This window comes from Sporosarcina sp. Y1011 (assembly GCF_057669885.1).
Window position 1 is genome coordinate 1 of sequence record NZ_JBYHFP010000011.1, and the last position, 19,681, is coordinate 19,681.

The window sequence follows — 19,681 nt, forward strand, 5'->3', positions numbered from 1 at the left end:
TTCAGAACCGATTACGGGATTTCATTCCGGAGTCGGTTTTTTTGTTGTTTAAGATGTTAAAATGATTATAAAAAAGTATCAATACTTTCCGATGCAATGTATTTTAGGTACACTATAGCAAAGAAGTAGAAAGGAAATATGATTATGACTAGGAAAATAGAAGTGAATTCTGTCGAGGAGACAGAAAAAATCGCAACTAAACTTGCATCTCTTCTCACTCCTCCAGATGTACTGACGCTTGAGGGGGATTTAGGTGCCGGAAAAACAACATTTACAAAAGCCCTTGCAAAGGGATTAGGTGTTACAGGCACAGTTAATAGTCCGACTTTCACAATCATTAAACAGTATGAAGGGAAGTATCCGTTCAATCATCTGGATGTCTACCGATTAGCTGGCAGTGATGAGGATCTTGGCTGGGACGAGCTATTTTATGGTGATGCCGTATCAGTTATTGAGTGGGCACATCTAATTAAAGATGATTTACCTACAGAACGTTTGGAAATTCAGCTTGTCCATAATGGTGAAGACAAACGAACAATTATTATTACGCCTCTAGGTAAGAGATATGAAGAGATTTGTGAGGGGATTTTCTTATGATATGGTTAGGTATAGATACAGCTAACACGCCAATTTCCGTTGCCCTAGTTAAAGATGGGGAATTATTAATAGAAGAAACTTCCGCGATGGCTATTAATCACTCCTTACGTGCTATGCCAGCAATTGAACAGCTATTGGAAAAAGCAAATCTGAAACCATCGGATATAGGTGCAATTGCAGTTTCGGAAGGACCGGGTTCATATACAGGTGCTCGAATTGGAGTGACGATTGCAAAGACACTTGCCTGGACACTCGGTAAGCCTCTCGTTGGGGTGTCTACTTTGAAAGCAATGGCAGCAAATGTGTTATTTTACAACGGTTTGATTTGCCCGTTAGTCGATGCTAGAAGAAGTAATGTCTATGCAGGTGTTTATCGGTCCGAAGCAGGAAAACTTACTCAATTGATAGAGGATGGACATTACTCCCTTGAAGAATTGATTCTATTACTTGAAGAGCAAGGTAGTCCTATTTTATTCGTTGGAAAAGATACGGCTATGCATAAAGAAATGCTTATTGAACGGCTTGGTACAGGTGCGGTAATTTCTCCTCTTCAATTTAATCTACCTCGGGCATCTTCGCTTATATATGTAGCTGCTCAATCAGAACCGGAAAATGATATTCATGGATTCGTTCCGGAGTATCGACGTATTGCTGAAGCAGAGGCAAATTGGCTGAAAGAGCAGGGAAAGGAAAATGATCTTGGATAAAGTGATTGTTTATAGAGAGATGGGAACAGGTGATATATCTTCAGTTGTTGAAGTTGAAGAAGAAGTATTTGCTACTCCTTGGACTGCGGAAGTTTTTGAACATGAAATGAATGGAAATGACTATGCTCATTATGTCGTTGCTGAATTTGAAGAGAAAGTCATAGGCCATTGTGGCATGTGGATCGTTCTAGATGAGTGTCATATTACAAATGTTGCGGTACGAAAGCATATGCAGGGAAACGGCATTGGTGAAGGACTGATGAAAGAAGCGATAGCTGTTTGTAGAGAAAAAGAAGTCCGGTTAATGACCCTGGAAGTGCGGATGACTAATACTACGGCTCAAAATTTGTACCGTAAACTTGGTTTCCAGGACGGCGGAATCAGAAAAAACTATTATGCAGACGACCATGAAGATGCGCTCGTCATGTGGGTGGAATTCAAATGACAAAAGATATTTATATTTTAGGAATAGAAACGAGTTGTGATGAAACTGCCGCTTCCGTTGTGAAAAATGGAACTGAAATCATTTCAAATGTTGTGGCATCACAAATTACTAGCCAAAAGCGATTTGGCGGGGTAGTACCGGAAATCGCTTCAAGACATCATGTTGAACAAATTACATTGGTGATTGAAGAAGCACTTACGAATGCAAAACTTAAACCTGCAGAGTTGGATGCAGTTGCTGTTACGGAAGGGCCGGGTTTAGTCGGCGCGTTGTTAATCGGCGTTAATGCTGCGAAAGCATTTGCATTTGCCAATGGATTGCCGATTATAGGCGTGCATCATATTGCAGGCCATATTTATGCGAATGAGCTGATGCAACCAATGGAGTTCCCACTTCTTGCTATAATCGTCTCAGGTGGTCATACAGAGCTTGTATTAATGAAAGGGCATGGTTCATTTGAACTCATTGGTGAAACGCGTGATGATGCTGCTGGTGAAGCCTATGACAAGGTAGCTCGTGTGCTTGGACTTTCATATCCGGGTGGTCCACAAATCGATAAGCTGGCAGCTGAAAGTGATGGACAAATAGAATTTCCAAGGGCTTGGCTTGAACCAGGTTCGTACGATTTCAGCTTCAGTGGACTCAAATCTGCTGTTATTAACTACAAACATAACCTTGCACAACGTGGAGAGGCCGTAAACCCATTCCATGTCGCAGCAGGTTTCCAGGCGAGTGTTGTGGAGGTACTGACAACAAAAGCATTGAAAGCAGCGAAGGAGTTTGGAGTCAAGCAAGTAATTGCAGCTGGAGGAGTAGCAGCAAACAAAGGATTACGCTCATCTCTTGAAGAAAACTTCAAGAGGGAGGAAGTTCCCTTCTATGTACCTCCAATTGCACTCTGTACAGACAATGCAGCAATGATTGCTGCTGCTGGATCAGCAATGTTCAGTGACGGTATTCGCGGAAATCTTGCAATGAACGGTAAACCAGGTATGCCCCTCGTCTCGTGGAAAGAATAAATACGTAAAAACACAGAAGTTGCCAAATTGCGACAATTTCTGTGTTTTTTATCCCGATTTTTTTTAGAATGTCAATAGGGAACATTCGTACTTATGCACAATTGTTGATAAGGTGTGCATAACAATGACATATCAACCATTAATAACAGTTGAGAGAGGATAACTATGTGCATAACAAACGACTTTATTGTGGGTAGTGTGGATAATAGTAAACTATTACCGGTATAACTAGGTTTTAGTTGTGAATAAGATTGTGGAAAGTATTTCACCGGTATAATGTGCATATTTCGTAATCCGATATGTTCCGACAGCAAAAAGTGACAAAGCGCCACTTTGAATCAAGAGTCTTGATTCAAAATGGCGCAATCCTTTCTTAAGCTAAAATCTCTAGTTCCTCTTGCAGCGCAAGCCAATTTTCCGATTTGCGATCATGTTCATCCTGGAGTGTGTCAATCTGGGACTGCAATTCCATTAATTTCACATGGTCATCTGCAAAATCAGGAGTTGAAAGTTCTTCTTGTAATGCCCCAATCTTATCTTCCAAAACAGAAAGCTGAGATTCTATTTCGTCTATGGCTCTAGTTAATCTTCTTTCCTGTCTTTTTAGCTCTTTGTCATCATCTTTTTTTCTTTCAATCACTGGAGTAGTCGTTTTTCTTGCTGCATTTGTCTCGGCGAGCAGTTCTTCCTGTTCCAGCTTCTTCTCTACGAAGTAATCGTAATCACCAAGATATTCAACTGCACCCGAACCGCTAATATCAATTACCTTAGTTGCAATACGGTTAATGAAGTAACGATCATGTGACACGAAGATAAGCGTGCCCGGGAAGTCATCCAAAGCATTTTCTAGAATTTCTTTACTATCAAGGTCTAGATGGTTTGTCGGCTCATCAAGGATAAGCGTATTCGATTTCTGTAACATCAGTTTAGCAAGTGATAAGCGGGCTTTTTCCCCACCTGACAAAGACGTAACAGATTTCTCCACATCCTCACCGGTAAATAAAAAGCGTCCTAGAACAGAACGAACATCTTTTTCATTCATCATCGGCCACTCATCCCACAGTTCTTGTAGAACGGTTCCAGTTCCGATAAGCGTTGCCTGTTCCTGATCGTAATAGCCAAATTGAACATTTGTACCATACCGGATTTTACCGGATATCGGGTCTTGTGCTTTGACGATTGTTTTTAATATTGTTGATTTCCCTACGCCGTTCGGTCCGATGAGCGCAATGCGATCTTGTTTGTATACCCGCATATCGATTCCTTTTGAAACAGGCATACCGTCATAGCCTACCGCTAGCTCTTCAAGGGCAAGTACATCGTTACCACTGGGCCGGTCAATTGAGAAGGTGAAATTTGCGGATTTCTCATTACCATCAGGTGAATCCATCCAGTCCGTCTTTTCAAGCGTTTTTCTACGACTCTTGGCCATTTTGGATGTAGATGCACGTGCAATATTGCGCTGAACGAAATCCTCAAGCTTGGCCTTCTCTCCCATTTCTTTCACAAAAAGTTTTTGATCACGTTCATAGTTTTTTGCTTTATCGTCAAGATAGGCAGTATAGTTACCTGTGTACTTCACTACTTTTTTACGGGATACCTCATAGACTATTGTGACGATTTCATCTAGGAAATAACGGTCATGGGAAACAATTAGAATTGCCCCTTCGTAGGATACCAAGTATTTTTCAAGCCATCCTAACGTTTCGATATCAAGGTGGTTTGTCGGCTCATCGAGTATGAGGAGATCCGGTTTACTAAGTAGCATTTTAGCAAGCGCCAATCGTGTCTTTTGACCACCCGAAAGAAGGGTAACGTTTTTAGTATAGTCCTCTGGGTAAAAACGCATTCCATGCAACACTGAACGAGTATCAGATTCGTATTGATAGCCGCCTGAGTCTTTGAATTCAACTTGTAGAGCATCGTATTCTTTAATGACACGATCATAGTCAGTCGAATTGTCATAGACAGACGGATCCGCCATTTGCTCTTCAAGCGACCTGAGCCGTCTTTCTATACTGTGAAGTGGTTCAAATACGGTCATCATCTCTTCCCAAACCGTCAATAAGGAATCGATTCCTGAATGCTGTTCAAGATAGCCGATTCGTATATCTTTTGGAACGATTAAATCACCTGAATCAGCTGTCATTTCACCCGCAATTATTTTAAGAAGTGTTGATTTACCAGCGCCATTACGTCCAACTAATGCAACGCGGTCGCGGTGCTGGACTTCTAGTTTTACGTTTTCTAATATATCTGTTCCTGAAAATGATTTTGTTAGTCCATTCACTTGTAATACAATCAAAAGTAGCACCTCTATTCCTCTTCAGTTTAAATGAATAGTGTCAAGCGTGCAACGGTCGCCTTTACAACATTCATTATCTACTGTACGATAGAATCGCCTTTAAGTACGTGCAGGAGGGTTAGTATGATAGAAGAAACACCAAAAATTCCACAGGCAACGTCAAAGCGTTTGCCTCTATATTATAGGTTTCTCCAAAATTTTGCGAACACAGGAAAGAAACGTGTATCATCCAGCGAGTTAAGTGAAGCGATGAAAATCGATGCCGCTACGATTCGACGTGATTTTTCCCATTTCGGGGCACTTGGCCGTAAAGGTTATGGCTATGACGTGCATTACCTAGTAGACTTTTTCCGTCAAACTCTCGACCAGGATGAAAAAACGGATGTCGCCCTCATCGGGGTTGGCAGCTTGGGAAATGCTTTTTTGAAATATAATTTCCATAAGAATCATAATACGCGTATCGTCATTGCATTCGATCCAAAATCAACTCAAGAGGGTACAGAGATGAGTGGAATACCTGTCTTTCATCCTGATACGCTTAAAGAAAAGATTGAGGAATTAGGTATTGACCTCGTCATTCTCACAGTGCCATCACGTATTGCGCAAGAAGTGACAGATCGACTTGTCACTATGGGTATTAAAGGGATTCTAAACTTTACTCCTGTGCGTCTAGCAGTACCAGAATCGGTACGAGTGCATACAATCGATTTGTCTGTCGAATTGCAAACACTTATCTATTTCATAAAAAATGACGTCAAAGGTTCACATATGTAACGGTTCGTTATTAGTAATCCCAACAGCTTTCGTGTAAAATAGACAAAGGAAGGATTGAATTGTATCCTTCCACGAGAAGGATCGAACTTTATCCTTTCCAAGGAAGGATAGAATTTTATCCGTCCCCGAAGAAGGATTGTACTTCAATTCCTATCTTATGAAGGAGGTGTCCGAAATGCCAGGTCCAGGAAGTCTGATTATCATCGCTGTTATTGCTTTGCTCGTATTCGGTCCTAAGAAATTGCCTGAAATCGGGAAAGCCTTTGGTTCTTCATTGCGTGAATTCAAACAAGCCACAAAAGGTCTTGTAGAAGACGACGATGTAAAAAAAGTGGAAGACAAGAAAGAAGAACTGAAGTAAGTTAGGATGACTGTCCGATGAATGATAAAAACTTAACAATCATTGAACATATAGATGAAATTAGAAAACGGCTGATGGTCATCGTCGTTTTCTTTGTTATTGCAGTAATAGGTGCTTTTTTCGTCGCGAAGCCGCTGATTCAATTTTTGCAGTATGATGGAGAAGCGAATAATATTACGTTGAATGCTTTCAACGTACTGGATCCAGTCATGATTTACGTGAAAGTGATTGTCTTTATCGCATTCATCGTAATTTCTCCGGTACTGATGTATCAATTATGGTCTTTCGTTTCACCGGGATTGCATGAAACGGAACGGCGCGCGACATTAAATTATATTCCGTTCACCTTTCTCCTGTTTGTCGGAGGAATTGCTTTTTCTTATTTTGTCTTGTTGCCATATGTGATGAAGTTCATGATGAATTTATCCGCAGAGCTAGATATAACCCAAACAATCGGGATAAATGAGTATTTCACTTTTCTTTTCCAACTGCTTATACCATTTGGTATTGTTTTCCAATTGCCGGTAGTCTTACTATTTTTAACAAGACTCGGTATATTGAACCCGAAGACACTCGTGAAAATAAGGAAGTACGCTTATTTTGTCCTATTCGTGATTGCGGCATTCATTACACCACCTGACTTGTTGTCCCATTTGTTCGTCACGGTTCCGCTATTTGCGCTTTATGAAATTAGTATTTTCATATCCCGCTTTGGTCATAGGAAATACTTGAAGGCGGAACAGCAACGACAATTTGAAGAAGCGACAGCTGAACAACAACGTCAAATCGAAGAAGTTAACAATCAACAGCAGAAATAATAAAAAAGTCTTCCACAACCCGCATATGGGTTGTGGAAGACTTTTTTAGTTCAGGAAAGTGACGATGACAGGTTTCATCTTTTCTTGCCATTTTAGTATCTTCTCCATGTTTAGGTTGAGTAGGACTACAAATCCATTCATCAGTAAATGAGCAATCATCGGAGTCAATATTCGTTTCGTTCTGTAGTACAGATAAGCGAAGACGAATGCTGGCATCATGTACATCAGAAGGTGTTCAAATTCATTATGGACCGCGGCAAACACGAGCGCACTGACAGTAGCTGCAATCCAAAAATTCGTCTTTTGATAAACACCACCAAAAATAACTCTACGGAAAATGATCTCTTCGAGGAATGGGGCAAAGAGTACCATGCATATAATGATGATTGGGGATACTTTGGCAATTTCTGATAGGATTGCGGTATTATCTGAACCTGGTGTTATTCCAATTGCATTTTCGATAGCACCGGCAAGCATTTGACCTCCAAGTGCCAGAAAGAAACCAATGAAGCCCCATAGAATCGAATTAGGAATGGTAGACTTTTTCCCTTTGAAAACCTGGAAGAAATTCTTCTTCGGTACAATTAATAGTAGGAAGATAATAGATGCTATTGAATTGACGATGAAAAGTGTCCATGAACTTGCTCGATATGCTATATCTTTATCGGTGAATTGCTCATCCCAAGGGAAGTATAAGAATAGTCCTTCGGATAAAAAAATACTGCTTACATGCATTAGGATGTAAGTAAGAAATAGGTAGATGTAAATTTTTCCGTTTTTCAAGTAATGCCACCCTTTCAACTGTGGTTGAGCCTAATATTATCTGTTCAGAACAAGATATGCAAAGAGAAAATCTTCGGAGTATTTCACTTGCAATATATGCAAATCTTCATTATGATTAGAAATGTATTAGCACTCATGACTGTTGAGTGCTAAAAAGAAGATATTACTCTGAGGAGGTTGTTTCAATTGTTGAAACCATTAGGTGACCGTATTGTTATCGAGCTAATCGAAGCAGAAGAAAAAACGTCAAGCGGTATTGTGATACCGGACTCTGCAAAAGAGAAACCACAAGAAGGTAAGGTTTTTGCAACAGGTACTGGACGCGTTCTTGAAAACGGCCAACGAGTTGACTTAGAAGTTAAAGAAGGAGATCGTATCCTTTTCTCTAAATATGCTGGTACTGAAATCAAACATGAAGGAAATGAATATCTGATCTTGCGTGAAAGTGACATCTTAGCGGTAATTGGCTAATATACTAATGCTTGGATAGTTAAAAAATACACGAAAAATCAGGAGGGTACTTATAAATGGCTAAACAAATTAAATTTAACGAAGAAGCACGAAGCGCAATGCTGCGTGGAGTAGATACATTAGCAGATGCTGTCAAAGTAACGCTTGGACCTAAAGGACGTAACGTTGTTCTTGAGAAAAAATTTGGTTCACCGCTAATTACAAATGACGGAGTAACAATCGCACGTGAAATCGAACTGGAAGATGCTTTCGAAAACATGGGAGCAAAACTGGTTGCTGAAGTAGCGTCTAAAACGAATGAAATTGCTGGTGACGGTACAACAACTGCAACGGTTCTAGCGCAAGCAATGATCCGTGAAGGACTGAAAAACGTTACAGCTGGTGCTAACCCTGTAGGAATCCGTAAGGGAATCGAAAAAGCGGTTGCAACTGCTGTTGAAGGTCTAAAAGAAATCTCCAATGAAATCGAAGGAAAAGAAGAAATTGCACAAGTTGCTTCCATCTCTTCTGGAGACGAAGAAGTAGGACAACTGATTGCTGAAGCAATGGAGCGCGTTGGCAACGACGGCGTCATTACAATCGAAGAGTCAAAAGGCTTCACGACTGAACTCGACGTTGTTGAAGGAATGCAATTCGACCGTGGCTATGCTTCTGCTTACATGGCAACAGACACTGATAAAATGGAAGCTGTTCTAGATAATCCGTACATCTTGATCACAGATAAAAAGATTGCGAATATCCAAGAAATCCTTCCTGTTCTTGAACAAGTTGTTCAACAAGGTAAACCACTTCTAATGATCGCTGAAGACGTTGAAGGCGAAGCACTTGCAACACTTGTTGTGAACAAACTGCGCGGTACATTCAACGCTGTTGCTGTTAAGGCACCTGGCTTCGGTGATCGCCGTAAAGCGATGCTTGAAGACATTGCGACATTGACTGGCGGGGAAGTTATTACTGAAGACCTCGGACTAGACCTTAAATCAACTGATATTTCTCAGCTTGGTCATGCAGCAAAAGTTGTCGTTACAAAAGACAATACGACTATCGTTGAAGGTAGCGGAAATTCAGATCTTATCAAAGCACGTGTTAATCAAATCCGTGTTCAGCTTGAAGAGTCAACTTCAGAATTCGATAAAGAGAAATTGCAGGAACGTCTTGCGAAACTTGCAGGCGGCGTGGCAGTTATCAAAGTCGGAGCAGCTACTGAAACTGAACTTAAAGAACGTAAACTTCGCATTGAAGACGCATTGAACTCAACACGTGCGGCTGTTGAAGAAGGTATCGTTTCTGGTGGTGGTACTGCACTAGTAAATGTTTACACGAAGGTAGCGGCATTGCTAGAGTCTACTGAAGGCGACGTTGCAACAGGTATTAAAATCGTACTTCGTGCGCTTGAAGAACCTGTACGTCAAATCGCTAACAACGCGGGTCTTGAAGGATCTATCGTTGTTGACCGTCTGAAACGTGAAGAAATCGGCATCGGCTTTAACGCTGCAGAAGGCGAATGGGTAAACATGATGGAAGCTGGAATCGTTGACCCAACTAAAGTTACACGTTATGCACTCCAAAACGCAGCATCTGTTGCAGCGATGTTCTTGACTACTGAAGCAGTAGTTGCAGACCTTCCTGAACCAGCAGGCGGTGGAATGGGCGGAATGCCTGACATGGGCGGTATGGGCGGCATGATGTAATCTCTTCACAGGCTATTTTGTGAAGCTGTCTCGTTCATAATTAATTAGTATAGGAATAACCACTTCTCAGAAAAATTGGAGAGGTGGTTATTTTTTATGCTTTTAAAATTTGCATATCAAGACTTTTTAGCGGACAGAAGGTTTAAGAACACAACGAAAGTGAACATTGGAAACTACGAGAGGACACTAGGGCTGTTTATCGACTATTGCCTTGAACTTGGTGTCATTAACATTGAAGAGGTAGCACAAAGCCATGTACGTAGTTACCTAGTTGATTGTCAGGAGAGAGGGAATAAGCCGGGGACAATTAATACGAAAATTATGAGAATACGAGCGTTCTTCAATTATCTTATCGAGGAAAAAATAGTGAGTGAAAATATGGCTCATAAAGTAAAATTACAAAAAGAAGATGTCAAAATTGATGTCTTTACAGATGAACATATATATCAAATGTTAGTTTACTATCGAAGTTTAAGATGGAAAGAGAAAAGTTATTTCAGTTATCGAGGCTATTTATTGATTATGCTTTTACTTGGAACAGGCGTTAGATGGAAGGAAGCGATAAATCTCAAATGGTCAGATGTCGATATGCAAAATGTAACAATGAGCGTCTACGGTAAAAACTTCCAATATGTGACAAAACGTATGCCTAAAAGTATGTGGGCTAACCCTTACACCCTTAAAATTCATATGTTTCTGTAGGTTCCTAAACACTAGCATAATGGAGTTGTCTGTCATGGGAGTATTATCACGATTCAAGAACACATATTCATTCTCTTCTCCAAAAGGATTCTTACAAAACACTTTATACACAGAGAGTTCCTTAACAAGCTTTTCGGTCATAAACACTTTATTTATTTTAGCAGCTCTTTCATAATTACCACTATCCAACAATAGGGCGCTTTAATGGAACTACATTTAGATTTAAACGACTTTATTGTTATATTTTTTAAGTACAGTGAAGCTGTATTCGGCAATCAAAAAATGCTGTTTATGGCAGCATATTTTATGAATGAAAAAAGAGCCTAAATATACAAGAAGTGTATAAATCCTTGCATATTTTAGACTCTTTAATTTTATTCCTTATTGTGTAAAAGCACCCTATAGTTTAAGTGGGAATCTTCACAGTCTTTTCTTTACCCTAACAAGATCTCATCTATTAAATGTGCTGGGCATATCAAAAAGACGCCTTCTTATTCAAGAAAAGCGCCCTTTTGTTGAATAAACCACTCTTCCTATTTATGATACCGTTCTCTTTGACATGTCTATATAAGGTTTTAATTCTTTTTTAAAGGAGAAAAACATCAATACATTGTTTTCTTGAAACTACTCCCCAAGCAACTGATACTCTGCTACCAGACCTTTTTGAACGCCTGGTCGTTCCGCAATGCGATGAGCCCATTTCAAGAGATGAGTATATTCATCCATGTTTAAAAATTCATAAGAGCCTTCATACAATTTTCCTAAAGCTAAACGCCCGTACCAAGACCATATCGTAATATCTGCAATAGTATAGGTATCACCAGCGATATAAGAACGCTGAGCTAATATTTTATCAAGTAAGTCTAATTGACGTTTCGTTTCCATAGTAAAACGATCAATTGGGTATTTCATAGGCTCTGGCGCATAAGCAAAAAAGTGACCAAACCCTCCACCAACATAAGGACCTGACCCAATTTGCCAGAATAGCCAATTAAGGGTTTCTGTCCGTCCATGAATATCTGTCGGGATCAGTTTATTAAATTTCTCAGCCAAGTAAAGCAGAATCGACCCTGATTCAAAAATTTCCACACGTGGACTTTGACTTTGATCGACTAGGGCTGGGATCTTAGAATTAGGATTGATCTTGACAAAATCTGAACCAAATTGATCGCCGGCTCCAATATTGATTTTATACAAATCATAGTCTGCACCATCGACACCCAACTCTTTTAATTCTTCCAGCATAATCGTCACTTTAATACCATTCGGCGTTCCCAGTGAATAGAGTTGGAACGGTGCCTCTCCGACTGGTAGTTTTTGTTCGAAACGTTCACCGGCTGTCGGAAGATTACCGCCTCTATTCGAATTCTCTTCTTCCCACTGCCACACGTCTGGTAATTCATATTTTGTCATCTCAACACTCCTCCTAATATCTATTATTAACTCCATCATACTAACAATATAAAAGTACTCCTAATATTTAGCTTATCATCTATTTATAATACGGCTCAGCATAAAATATCTAAGTGCCTGCGTCTGTAAAGTCATTTGCTTTATCCATTCCTGCATTTAGCATGAGGACGATGATACAGTCGATAAAGATGTTTACTGCAATTCCTTCACGGTTAAACTTCCTGTTGAAGATTAGTAAATAGCACGTATAAAGAAGGGAAAAGGCTAACAAAATGTACAGGAAGGGTCTGATAGCATCGATAAAGGCTATAATTTCAGGATTGTTATAAAAGGTCTTAATCAATTAGATGTCATCGGTTAGGTTTTCAAGGATATCTACAACCCATGTCAAACCTTGAACGAATACCCAAGCGATCCATCTAACGATATCTGTAAAAATGTTTGAAGTACTCAGATAGTATTGGAACTCTTCAAGTTTGCGAGCTACCTCTTCTTTACTCATTTGTTACTCCTCCAGTCATGGAGTCAATAAAATAAATCAATTCCTTCTGTTGGCGAATTCCTTCATAAACTTCAAGGTCATATTCTCCATAGGTTTTTCCATCTTTGATATAGTAAATGGCATTCACATGCGACATTTCAAAATGAGGGAGTATGAAATCATTTAACGGTATTTTCTGATTTTTTTTGAAACGTTGATTTTAATGGGTTTCTTTGTAGCTGTTTTCGAGGATTTGCGTGGCGAACTTATGGGCGGCATGATGTAAGATAGCTAAAGAAATCCTTGCAAATTTCTTATCAAGATCCAGACTATACGATTGAAGAGAAAGCAGAGAGACAATTGACTAGCTATTTTTGGGGTGTATTTCGGGGTGTAATTTAATCAAAGTGAATCAAACAGCGATATGTTAATAATAAGATTTTTTAGTGATTAAGGTTTACTTCAGTAAAATAAGGTATATTATATTTGTTGAATAGATTCTCTTTAAAGACAAGAAAAGTAGGTGAACAAAGTGGGTAAATATCAATTGGATAACAAAGGTCGGGTAGCTGTGACAAAGTATCATGAAAAACACAAGCCGGCCCAATTTGATAAAAAGGAGCAACTCGAAAAAATACGTGCGGAGTATTTGAAAAAGAAGCAAAAACAAACAGATAAATAATAAGAAGACATATCTTCAAAATTGTCAAGAACAGACCAAGCAAAAGGATATTTTAGAATTTGCGACGGTACAATACTTGTTTAAGAATTTAATATATTGTAATTTGAATATTTAAAGAGGATTAAAGTAAAATCATTCTTTTACTAAGCGAGGTAGAGCAATCTATCTCGCTTTTATAAAAAAACACAAAAAGGAAGACCTTTTTTTGGTAGATTTAAGTCACCACAACTAATCCTAGAAAAGAGGTCTTCCCTTTGACTCAGTTTACAATAGCTATTGTTCAATAACTAGTAGAAAAACAAGATATTACCAAGCAACTCAGAACAAAGTAATACATCTTTAGATTTAAACATCAAATAACTTAATTATCATTCAACAGCTAAACGTTGTAAATTTGCGTTCTGCTTATGGTGCCTCTAAATTGATTAACTTTTATTCCTGACTTTGTAGTAGTTCAGGAAATAAATAATGTAAAATATCCATAGTCAGACGTTGCGAATTCCCTTTATATGGATATATATGCATATACATGGATGGATTAAAGTTCGCTTCTAAAATCCCATAAGCATTTTTATCAGATGCGGGAGCTTCTTTATTTTCAATAATCAAATCGATGCCGCTAATTTTAGCTCCAAGTGCCGATACCGCATCCACTGCAATCTTTTTATAATCATCAGAAATTTGATCTGTTACATCAATCGAGTCTCCACCTGTACTGACATTAGAGTTTTCACGCAAATAGATGATTTCATCAATTTTGGGAATCGAATCCAATCCATATCCTTGACCTTTAAGCATAAGTTGCTCCAATTCACCTAATTGAATACTTTCTAAAGGCGTCCTATGGTCTCTTCCTCTTAACGGATCACGGTTCTTTTCAATGACTAACTCTTCGATTGTATGTTTACCATCACCTTTAATATTCGCAGGAACTCGTGACAAAATAGCATACACTTTATCATTTAATACAAAAAATCTATATTCTGTTCCATTAAGAAACTCTTCGACTAATACAGAAGAATCTTCTTTAAATGCGAGTGTGATTGCTTTTAGATAATCTTCGTAATTTGCCCCTTCTTTAAAAATTGATATTCCCAATCCAAAGTTAGTTGTTTTAGGCTTCACAACGAAAGGTTTGGAAGAAAACAAATCGTAAGAACGTAAAGCATGATCTATGTCATTATATTCTTCACCATTCGGTACTCGGAATCCGTGTTGATGAAGAATCTTCTTTGTGACTGTTTTATTTTCCATAACTAAAGTAGATACATAGCTATCTTTACTTGTCATATTCCCGTTTTTTACAAATTCAACATGATCTTTTAATTGAAGCTTCAAAAACTGATCTTGCCTATCTAAGATTTCTACCTGGATTCCTTGCTGAAAAGCATCGAACATTAAAATCTGAGTGGACAACTCCATGTCAGTAAAACCTGTTAATTGATATGGTTTATCCCATGACTTTTCATGATTTTCTTTAGCAATACTCGTAGCCACTTGACCTTGACTATCCTTTTTACTATCTTTATACAGTCTTCCGGCTAAAGTCTTACTTGGGTCCATTAATATTTCCCTTAGACTAACAAATAATGAATCTGAAACAGTCAAATCCAGGATTTCTACTAGGTGTTCCATCTCATCAATAATATTTTTAGCATCTACTTCAAATTGTGTATGCTCTAATGGATGTTCAAGCGCCACTAAATCATTGTAAAATTTACCCGCTTTTACCCACTCATCACTATGAATACCTTCATCTTTCCAAAGTAAATAAATTAAAAAAAGATGTAGGAATTCTGCTTGTTCATAGCTAATTCCATTCTTTTCAAAAGGGTTAATATCTATATTTCTTAATTCAATATATCTTACACCCTGACCTTCTAAATCTGAAGCATGTTGCCCACCTCTTAAACGGACAGCTGAATAAAATTCTTTTTCTTCTACTAGTAGTCCTCTTTGAACCATCAAAGAGATATCTGATATATAATTTTGCAAACTACTATATGAAACTTGAACATCATTGTGATTGGTATAACCATATTTACTGTTTCTAATACTTCTTACTGGTACATTCAAAGAATCTTCATCGAAAAAGTTCTCTTCACTACTAGGAGATGCGCCATATAAATAAGTTATTAACCATTGATAGTGTAAATAATTTCTTGTGGTTTTAAGATAAATCTCGGTTTTAAAATGTTGATAATCTTTTATCTCCGATTGTAAGTTGAATAACGCTTGGATTAACTCGTCTCCGAATTCAAAGTTGAAATGAATACCACTAATCATTTGTTTACGACGGCCATACGTTTTGGATAACGATTGACGATATCTAACATTTTCGGAATTGTTCAGTTTTGCAATTACAATATCTTCTTCTTTTTCTGGTAACGCAGGCGGCATGCTTAATGGCCAAAGCATTTCATTATCATCCATAGAACGATAAACAACGTCATGGATAGCTGTTAAGTAATTAAACAGTTCATCTAGCGTCTCAGTAACAGGTGTGACTAATTCCATCTGTGTTTCGGAAAAGTCACGCTTTATAAAGGGGTGCTCATCTCTTGTAGAAATAGATTTAGGATGATCTGTTTTAGATAAATTTCCTGATAAGTCAACTCGTTGACTTTCTTTTTCAATCCCATAACGGGCTTTTAATAAGTATGGTTTAACCCGGTCATTCTCTAACATTTTTTTAATATCCATATTAGCGATACCTCGCAATTCACTTGTTTTTAAAATTATTACTTGTTTTTTAGATTGTAAACCGTGAAATATGACGAAATACAATAATGGAAAATACCCACATTTAGTTGAAATGGGGATATTTTCCATTCTATATTTTATTGTGAAAGGGGAATTAGCTTAAGTGTTTCATATGAAAAGCGAAATGATCATCTAAGAAAGTAGCAATGAAGAAATAGCTATGATCATAACCTTCAATTTTCTTGTAATTTACTTCTTGGTTACTTTCTCGGGCATTTTCTAAGAAAGTGGTTTCTCCCAATTGTTCTGGATAAAACGTATCTGCAGTTCCTTGTGAAATAAGAATAGGTGGCATGCCAGTTTCTTTGATGAGTTCTGAAGCATCCCAATCTTTCCAAGCTGTTTTATCTTCGCCTAAATAAGAGGAGAATGCTTTTATTCCCCACGGGACTTGACTAGGACTTAAAATAGGAGAAAAAGCAGAAATTGCTTTGAATCTCGCAGCATTTTTCATCCCAATTACTAATGCGCCATGCCCTCCCATTGAGTGGCCCATTATGCTTTCTTTTCCCGAAAAATTAGGGACTAAAGTGGACGCGATACCTGATAATTCATCTGTAATATACGTATACATTTTATAATTCTTTGCCCATGGATTTTGTGTAGCATTTAAATAAAAACCTGCACCTTGTCCAAGGTCCCATGCTTCAACATTAGCAACATTTTCTCCACGTGGTGAAGTGTCTGGAATAATGACAGCGACTTGATATGTTTCAGCCAATCTTTGAAAGCCACTTTTTTGGCTGAAATTATCATCTGTACAAGTTAAACCAGATAACCACCAAATAAGAGGGATTTCTTTCTTTTCTATATTTGATGGTAAGTAAATACTAAATGTCATATCGCATTGCAACGCTTCTGAATAATGGGTGTACTTAGATTGTTCTCCATCAAAAGAGCGTTTTTCTTCAATTAGTTTAAGACTCATTATTTCACTCCTCATATGTTAACATTGTACGGATTGACTCACCTTTATGGAGTAAGTCAAATGCCTCATTGATATCTGTAAAGTTTAAGTTGTGTGTAATAAACGAATCTAAATCGATATCTCCTTGCATAAAGTCTTCGATCATTCCTGGTAGTTCAGTTCTACCTTTAACACCACCAAAGGCTGACCCTTTCCATACTCGACCCGTTACTAATTGGAATGGACGAGTGCTAATTTCTTTACCGCCAGCTGCAACACCGATAACAATACTTTCTCCCCAACCTTTATGACAGGATTCAAGTGCGGATCTCATGACATCGACATTTCCGATACACTCGAAGCTATAATCTACTCCGCCGTCCGTCATGTCAACGATGACTTCTTGGATCGGTTTATCAAATTTAGAAGGGTTAATAAAATCAGTTGCACCCATTTTTTTAGCCAATTCAAACTTATCTTCATTCATATCAATGGCAATAATACGACTTGCTTTTGCTTGAACCAATCCTTGAATAACAGCTAAACCAATTGCGCCTAAACCAAATACCGCTGCTACAGCGCCTTCTTCAACTTTTGCTGTGTTGTGTACAGCGCCAATACCTGTGGTAACTCCGCATCCAAGCAGTGCAACTTTATTAAGTGGTACGTCTTTATCTTCTACTTTTGCTAATGAAATTTCAGCAACCACTGTGTATTCGCTAAATGTACTTGTTCCCATGTAGTGATAAATAGGCTCTCCGTTATAAGAGAAACGAGTCGTTCCATCAGGCATTAACCCTTTACCTTGCGTTTCCCGTATCGAACCGCACAAGTTCGTTTTACCAGAAAGACAGAATTTACATTCTCCACACTCAGGTGTGTATAGTGGAATAACATGGTCCCCTGGTTTTACTGAAGTTACGCCTTCACCGACAGATACAACAACGCCCCCACCTTCGTGACCTAGCACGGTAGGAAATACGCCTTCTGGATCAGCACCTGATAATGTGTAAGCATCTGTATGACAGACTGAAGTGTACAGAATCTTTACTAATACCTCTCCTGCTTTTGGTTCCTCTACATCGATTTCTACAATTGTAAGTGGTTCTCCTGGTTTAAATGCAACAGCTGCTCTACTTTTCATATGAATACCTTCTTTCTATTTATCTACCTCTACATTGTTCATGATTACATATTATTGAACATCATACAATACTGACATATTTGTCAGTATGTAGTATGATTAACATTAGGAAGTGAAAATGTATGACAATTCGGTATAAAGAGAAAACTTTTTTCAATGGAAAAGACTTGGCATTATCAGTTATAGGCGGACGCTGGAAAATAGCAATTATATGGTGTTTGCTTCAACAGTCTCCATTAAGGTTAAGTGAAATGCAAATAAAACTCCCCCAAGTCAATCAACGCATGTTAATTAGACAACTAAGGGAATTGGAAGATGATAAAATAATTAATAGAACTGTATTCCCAGTTGTACCTCCTAAAGTTGAGTATCAACTAAGCGTAATCGGTCTTCGACTAGAACCCGTTGTAACCTCCATCTGTGAGTGGGGAGATGATTTTGCAGAACAATTGGAAGGAAACGCTGGTAAAATATCAGTTGACTAACAAACTGTACAAATAATTCCGATAATTACACAAAAACACTATCCTAAATTGCAACATTAAATGCAACAAATGTTCACAGTTGTGGAAGAAGCACTGTGCATGTATCGGGCCAATGAAATAAATTCTTGTGAAATCAGGAAGCCTTTTTAAACTGTGAACTCTATTTTTATAAGTCTCGATATTCAGACCCGTAAGTATAATTTATTTGAATATTCACAAATTGTGGTATAATAATTACATATGAAAAAGGAGATTGAGCGATTATGACTACTTATGAAGAAAATGTTGAAGGTTTTGATAAAATTGATTCCGCAAAAGCACAGGACTTGGTAAAAGGAGAAACCGAAGCCGTAATCTATATTGGCAAGGCTGTATGTCCTTATTGTCAAATATTCGTTAAAAAACTTAGAAATGTTGCTGAGGAAACTGATACTCATATTTATTATATCAATAGTGTAGAAGAATCTGATATGGAAGGTATTACTGCCTTCCGTAAAAAATACGACATACCTACAGTTCCAGGTTTCATCTTTACTAATGGTGACAAAGTAAGCGTGAAATGCGATTCATCAATGCCAGAAGAAGAAATTAAAGCTTTTATGAATAAATAATTCAATTTCAAACAGTGATCTTTGCAATCGGGCTCTGTTGTGGGTGCGAAATGTTCCTGGCTTTAATGAAATGTGGTTACACAATTTCGGTAAAGGCCAGGCATTTTTAGGTTTCCTAAAACGGAGGGATTATGTCGAGGAGTCGGGTGAGTTGGTAACGCCCTGGAAGGCTCTCCATGCGTCGAGTAGCACGCTATTCAGTAAGGGGAAACGTGTTTTATTGGCTTGGCTAATAGGCACGAGAATCTACCGTAACAGTTCGATTGATGAAAGCATACTTGATGGGGTGTGTAAATCATGGAGCTTGGTTTGAACAGATATGGTGAGAGTGTAATATGAAATAACGGAATATACTGTATTTATGCAGATCTTTTGAATGTACGGTTCTAGAAGCGCGTTATATAGAAATGTATTTACTACCAAATGTGGGGTTAGCTATGGATGAGTAAGAATCCGCAATACGAAAATCCATCTTGTGTAACAGGCGCATGCATTGCTAACAGGCTCATAGGAAGCACCTAA

At 38.3% G+C, this 19,681-nt stretch carries 19 protein-coding genes and 2 pseudogenes; 13 read left to right on the forward strand and 8 right to left on the reverse strand.

Going from position 1 to position 19,681, the window contains the following annotated elements; all coding sequences use genetic code 11:
* Positions 1-144: 144 nt before the first annotated feature.
* Genes tsaE through tsaD form a run of 4 tightly spaced genes read left to right on the forward strand, consistent with a single transcriptional unit; the run spans position 145 to position 2,768 of the window.
* Positions 145-597: a tRNA (adenosine(37)-N6)-threonylcarbamoyltransferase complex ATPase subunit type 1 TsaE gene (gene tsaE, locus AC25Y5_RS12610; protein ID WP_482105768.1), complete on the forward strand. Its 453-nt coding sequence runs from the start codon at positions 145-147 to the stop codon at positions 595-597.
* Positions 594-1,304 (forward strand): tRNA (adenosine(37)-N6)-threonylcarbamoyltransferase complex dimerization subunit type 1 TsaB, encoded by a 711-nt coding sequence (gene tsaB, locus AC25Y5_RS12615; protein ID WP_488140604.1) that lies wholly within the window; start codon positions 594-596, stop codon positions 1,302-1,304. Before tsaE ends, tsaB begins: the two co-directional genes overlap by 4 nt.
* Positions 1,291-1,749: a ribosomal protein S18-alanine N-acetyltransferase gene (gene rimI, locus AC25Y5_RS12620; RefSeq protein ID WP_488140605.1), complete on the forward strand. Its 459-nt coding sequence runs from the start codon at positions 1,291-1,293 to the stop codon at positions 1,747-1,749. The genes tsaB and rimI overlap by 14 nt, the downstream gene beginning before the upstream one ends.
* Entirely contained in the window at positions 1,746-2,768 is a 1,023-nt protein-coding gene (tsaD, locus tag AC25Y5_RS12625; RefSeq protein WP_488140606.1) for a tRNA (adenosine(37)-N6)-threonylcarbamoyltransferase complex transferase subunit TsaD, read from the forward strand. The genes rimI and tsaD overlap by 4 nt, the downstream gene beginning before the upstream one ends.
* A gap of 373 nt (positions 2,769-3,141) precedes the next feature.
* Here tsaD and AC25Y5_RS12630 read toward each other — a convergent pair whose 3' ends face one another.
* Positions 3,142-5,073, reverse strand: a complete 1,932-nt coding sequence (locus AC25Y5_RS12630) for an ABC-F family ATP-binding cassette domain-containing protein (protein WP_488140674.1) — start codon at positions 5,071-5,073, stop codon at positions 3,142-3,144.
* 123 nt (positions 5,074-5,196) lie between these two features.
* Here AC25Y5_RS12630 and AC25Y5_RS12635 point away from each other — a divergent pair, with 123 nt between their 5' ends.
* The 3 genes from AC25Y5_RS12635 (at position 5,197) to tatC (ending at position 7,026) form a co-directional block, all read left to right on the forward strand.
* Entirely contained in the window at positions 5,197-5,847 is a 651-nt protein-coding gene (locus AC25Y5_RS12635; RefSeq protein ID WP_488140607.1) for a redox-sensing transcriptional repressor Rex, read from the forward strand.
* A 175-nt stretch (positions 5,848-6,022) separates the two neighbouring features.
* Positions 6,023-6,208 (forward strand): twin-arginine translocase TatA/TatE family subunit, encoded by a 186-nt coding sequence (locus AC25Y5_RS12640; protein WP_488140608.1) that lies wholly within the window; start codon positions 6,023-6,025, stop codon positions 6,206-6,208.
* 17 nt (positions 6,209-6,225) lie between these two features.
* Positions 6,226-7,026: a twin-arginine translocase subunit TatC gene (gene tatC / locus AC25Y5_RS12645; protein ID WP_482103180.1), complete on the forward strand. Its 801-nt coding sequence runs from the start codon at positions 6,226-6,228 to the stop codon at positions 7,024-7,026.
* 45 nt (positions 7,027-7,071) lie between these two features.
* Here the strand turns inward: tatC and AC25Y5_RS12650 are convergent, their stop codons facing one another.
* Positions 7,072-7,809: a CPBP family intramembrane glutamic endopeptidase gene (locus tag AC25Y5_RS12650; RefSeq protein WP_488140609.1), complete on the reverse strand. Its 738-nt coding sequence runs from the start codon at positions 7,807-7,809 to the stop codon at positions 7,072-7,074.
* A 186-nt stretch (positions 7,810-7,995) separates the two neighbouring features.
* Between AC25Y5_RS12650 and groES the strand changes: the two genes are divergently transcribed.
* The 3 genes from groES (at position 7,996) to AC25Y5_RS12665 (ending at position 10,673) form a co-directional block, all read left to right on the forward strand.
* Positions 7,996-8,280 (forward strand): co-chaperone GroES, encoded by a 285-nt coding sequence (groES, locus tag AC25Y5_RS12655; protein ID WP_482103178.1) that lies wholly within the window; start codon positions 7,996-7,998, stop codon positions 8,278-8,280.
* Positions 8,281-8,336: 56 nt separating this feature from the next.
* Positions 8,337-9,971, forward strand: coding sequence for a chaperonin GroEL (gene groL, locus AC25Y5_RS12660; protein ID WP_482105776.1), 1,635 nt, complete (start codon positions 8,337-8,339; stop codon positions 9,969-9,971).
* 96 nt (positions 9,972-10,067) lie between these two features.
* Positions 10,068-10,673 (forward strand): tyrosine-type recombinase/integrase, encoded by a 606-nt coding sequence (locus AC25Y5_RS12665; protein ID WP_488140610.1) that lies wholly within the window; start codon positions 10,068-10,070, stop codon positions 10,671-10,673.
* On the opposite strand, the pseudogene AC25Y5_RS12670 reads toward AC25Y5_RS12665, so the two are convergent.
* From AC25Y5_RS12670 to AC25Y5_RS12680, 3 genes and pseudogenes are all read right to left on the reverse strand, one after another.
* Positions 10,659-10,814: pseudogene (locus tag AC25Y5_RS12670) on the reverse strand (integrase); the annotation flags it as partial. The gene AC25Y5_RS12665 and the pseudogene AC25Y5_RS12670 sit on opposite strands and share 15 nt — an antisense overlap.
* 483 nt (positions 10,815-11,297) lie before the next feature.
* On the reverse strand, positions 11,298-12,086 hold the full coding sequence (gene yghU, locus AC25Y5_RS12675; RefSeq protein WP_488140611.1) for a glutathione-dependent disulfide-bond oxidoreductase: 789 nt from the start codon (positions 12,084-12,086) through the stop codon (positions 11,298-11,300).
* A gap of 109 nt (positions 12,087-12,195) precedes the next feature.
* Positions 12,196-12,588: pseudogene (locus tag AC25Y5_RS12680) on the reverse strand (DUF8208 domain-containing protein).
* Positions 12,589-13,099: 511 nt separating this feature from the next.
* Here AC25Y5_RS12680 and AC25Y5_RS12685 point away from each other — a divergent pair.
* The gene (locus AC25Y5_RS12685) at positions 13,100-13,249 is read left to right on the forward strand and encodes a hypothetical protein (protein WP_488140612.1); all 150 of its coding nucleotides are present in this window, start codon (positions 13,100-13,102) and stop codon (positions 13,247-13,249) included.
* Between the two features lie 432 nt (positions 13,250-13,681).
* Here the strand turns inward: AC25Y5_RS12685 and gshAB are convergent, their stop codons facing one another.
* From gshAB to AC25Y5_RS12700, 3 genes are all read right to left on the reverse strand, one after another.
* Complete coding sequence (gshAB, locus tag AC25Y5_RS12690; RefSeq protein WP_488140613.1) at positions 13,682-15,952, reverse strand: bifunctional glutamate--cysteine ligase GshA/glutathione synthetase GshB; 2,271 nt, start codon at positions 15,950-15,952, stop codon at positions 13,682-13,684.
* Between the two features lie 154 nt (positions 15,953-16,106).
* Positions 16,107-16,940, reverse strand: coding sequence for an S-formylglutathione hydrolase (fghA, locus tag AC25Y5_RS12695; RefSeq protein WP_488140614.1), 834 nt, complete (start codon positions 16,938-16,940; stop codon positions 16,107-16,109).
* A gap of 4 nt (positions 16,941-16,944) precedes the next feature.
* Complete coding sequence (locus AC25Y5_RS12700; protein WP_488140615.1) at positions 16,945-18,063, reverse strand: S-(hydroxymethyl)glutathione dehydrogenase/class III alcohol dehydrogenase; 1,119 nt, start codon at positions 18,061-18,063, stop codon at positions 16,945-16,947.
* Between the two features lie 122 nt (positions 18,064-18,185).
* Between AC25Y5_RS12700 and AC25Y5_RS12705 the strand changes: the two genes are divergently transcribed.
* Entirely contained in the window at positions 18,186-18,548 is a 363-nt protein-coding gene (locus tag AC25Y5_RS12705) for a winged helix-turn-helix transcriptional regulator (protein ID WP_488140616.1), read from the forward strand.
* A 263-nt stretch (positions 18,549-18,811) separates the two neighbouring features.
* Positions 18,812-19,159: a DUF6568 family protein gene (locus tag AC25Y5_RS12710; RefSeq protein ID WP_488140617.1), complete on the forward strand. Its 348-nt coding sequence runs from the start codon at positions 18,812-18,814 to the stop codon at positions 19,157-19,159.
* Positions 19,160-19,681 lie beyond the last annotated feature (522 nt).

Coding starts and splice junctions, on each gene's coding strand:
- tsaE (WP_482105768.1), top strand. CDS start 145: ATGACTAGGAAAATAGAAGTGAATTCTGTCGAGGAGACAGAAAAAATC.
- tsaB (WP_488140604.1), top strand. CDS start 594: ATGATATGGTTAGGTATAGATACAGCTAACACGCCAATTTCCGTTGCC.
- rimI (WP_488140605.1), top strand. CDS start 1,291: ATGATCTTGGATAAAGTGATTGTTTATAGAGAGATGGGAACAGGTGAT.
- tsaD (WP_488140606.1), top strand. CDS start 1,746: ATGACAAAAGATATTTATATTTTAGGAATAGAAACGAGTTGTGATGAA.
- AC25Y5_RS12635 (WP_488140607.1), top strand. CDS start 5,197: ATGATAGAAGAAACACCAAAAATTCCACAGGCAACGTCAAAGCGTTTG.
- AC25Y5_RS12640 (WP_488140608.1), top strand. CDS start 6,023: ATGCCAGGTCCAGGAAGTCTGATTATCATCGCTGTTATTGCTTTGCTC.
- tatC (WP_482103180.1), top strand. CDS start 6,226: ATGAATGATAAAAACTTAACAATCATTGAACATATAGATGAAATTAGA.
- groL (WP_482105776.1), top strand. CDS start 8,337: ATGGCTAAACAAATTAAATTTAACGAAGAAGCACGAAGCGCAATGCTG.
- AC25Y5_RS12665 (WP_488140610.1), top strand. CDS start 10,068: ATGCTTTTAAAATTTGCATATCAAGACTTTTTAGCGGACAGAAGGTTT.
- yghU (WP_488140611.1), bottom strand. CDS start 12,086: ATGACAAAATATGAATTACCAGACGTGTGGCAGTGGGAAGAAGAGAAT.
- gshAB (WP_488140613.1), bottom strand. CDS start 15,952: ATGGATATTAAAAAAATGTTAGAGAATGACCGGGTTAAACCATACTTA.
- fghA (WP_488140614.1), bottom strand. CDS start 16,940: ATGAGTCTTAAACTAATTGAAGAAAAACGCTCTTTTGATGGAGAACAA.
- AC25Y5_RS12700 (WP_488140615.1), bottom strand. CDS start 18,063: ATGAAAAGTAGAGCAGCTGTTGCATTTAAACCAGGAGAACCACTTACA.
- AC25Y5_RS12705 (WP_488140616.1), top strand. CDS start 18,186: ATGACAATTCGGTATAAAGAGAAAACTTTTTTCAATGGAAAAGACTTG.
- AC25Y5_RS12710 (WP_488140617.1), top strand. CDS start 18,812: ATGACTACTTATGAAGAAAATGTTGAAGGTTTTGATAAAATTGATTCC.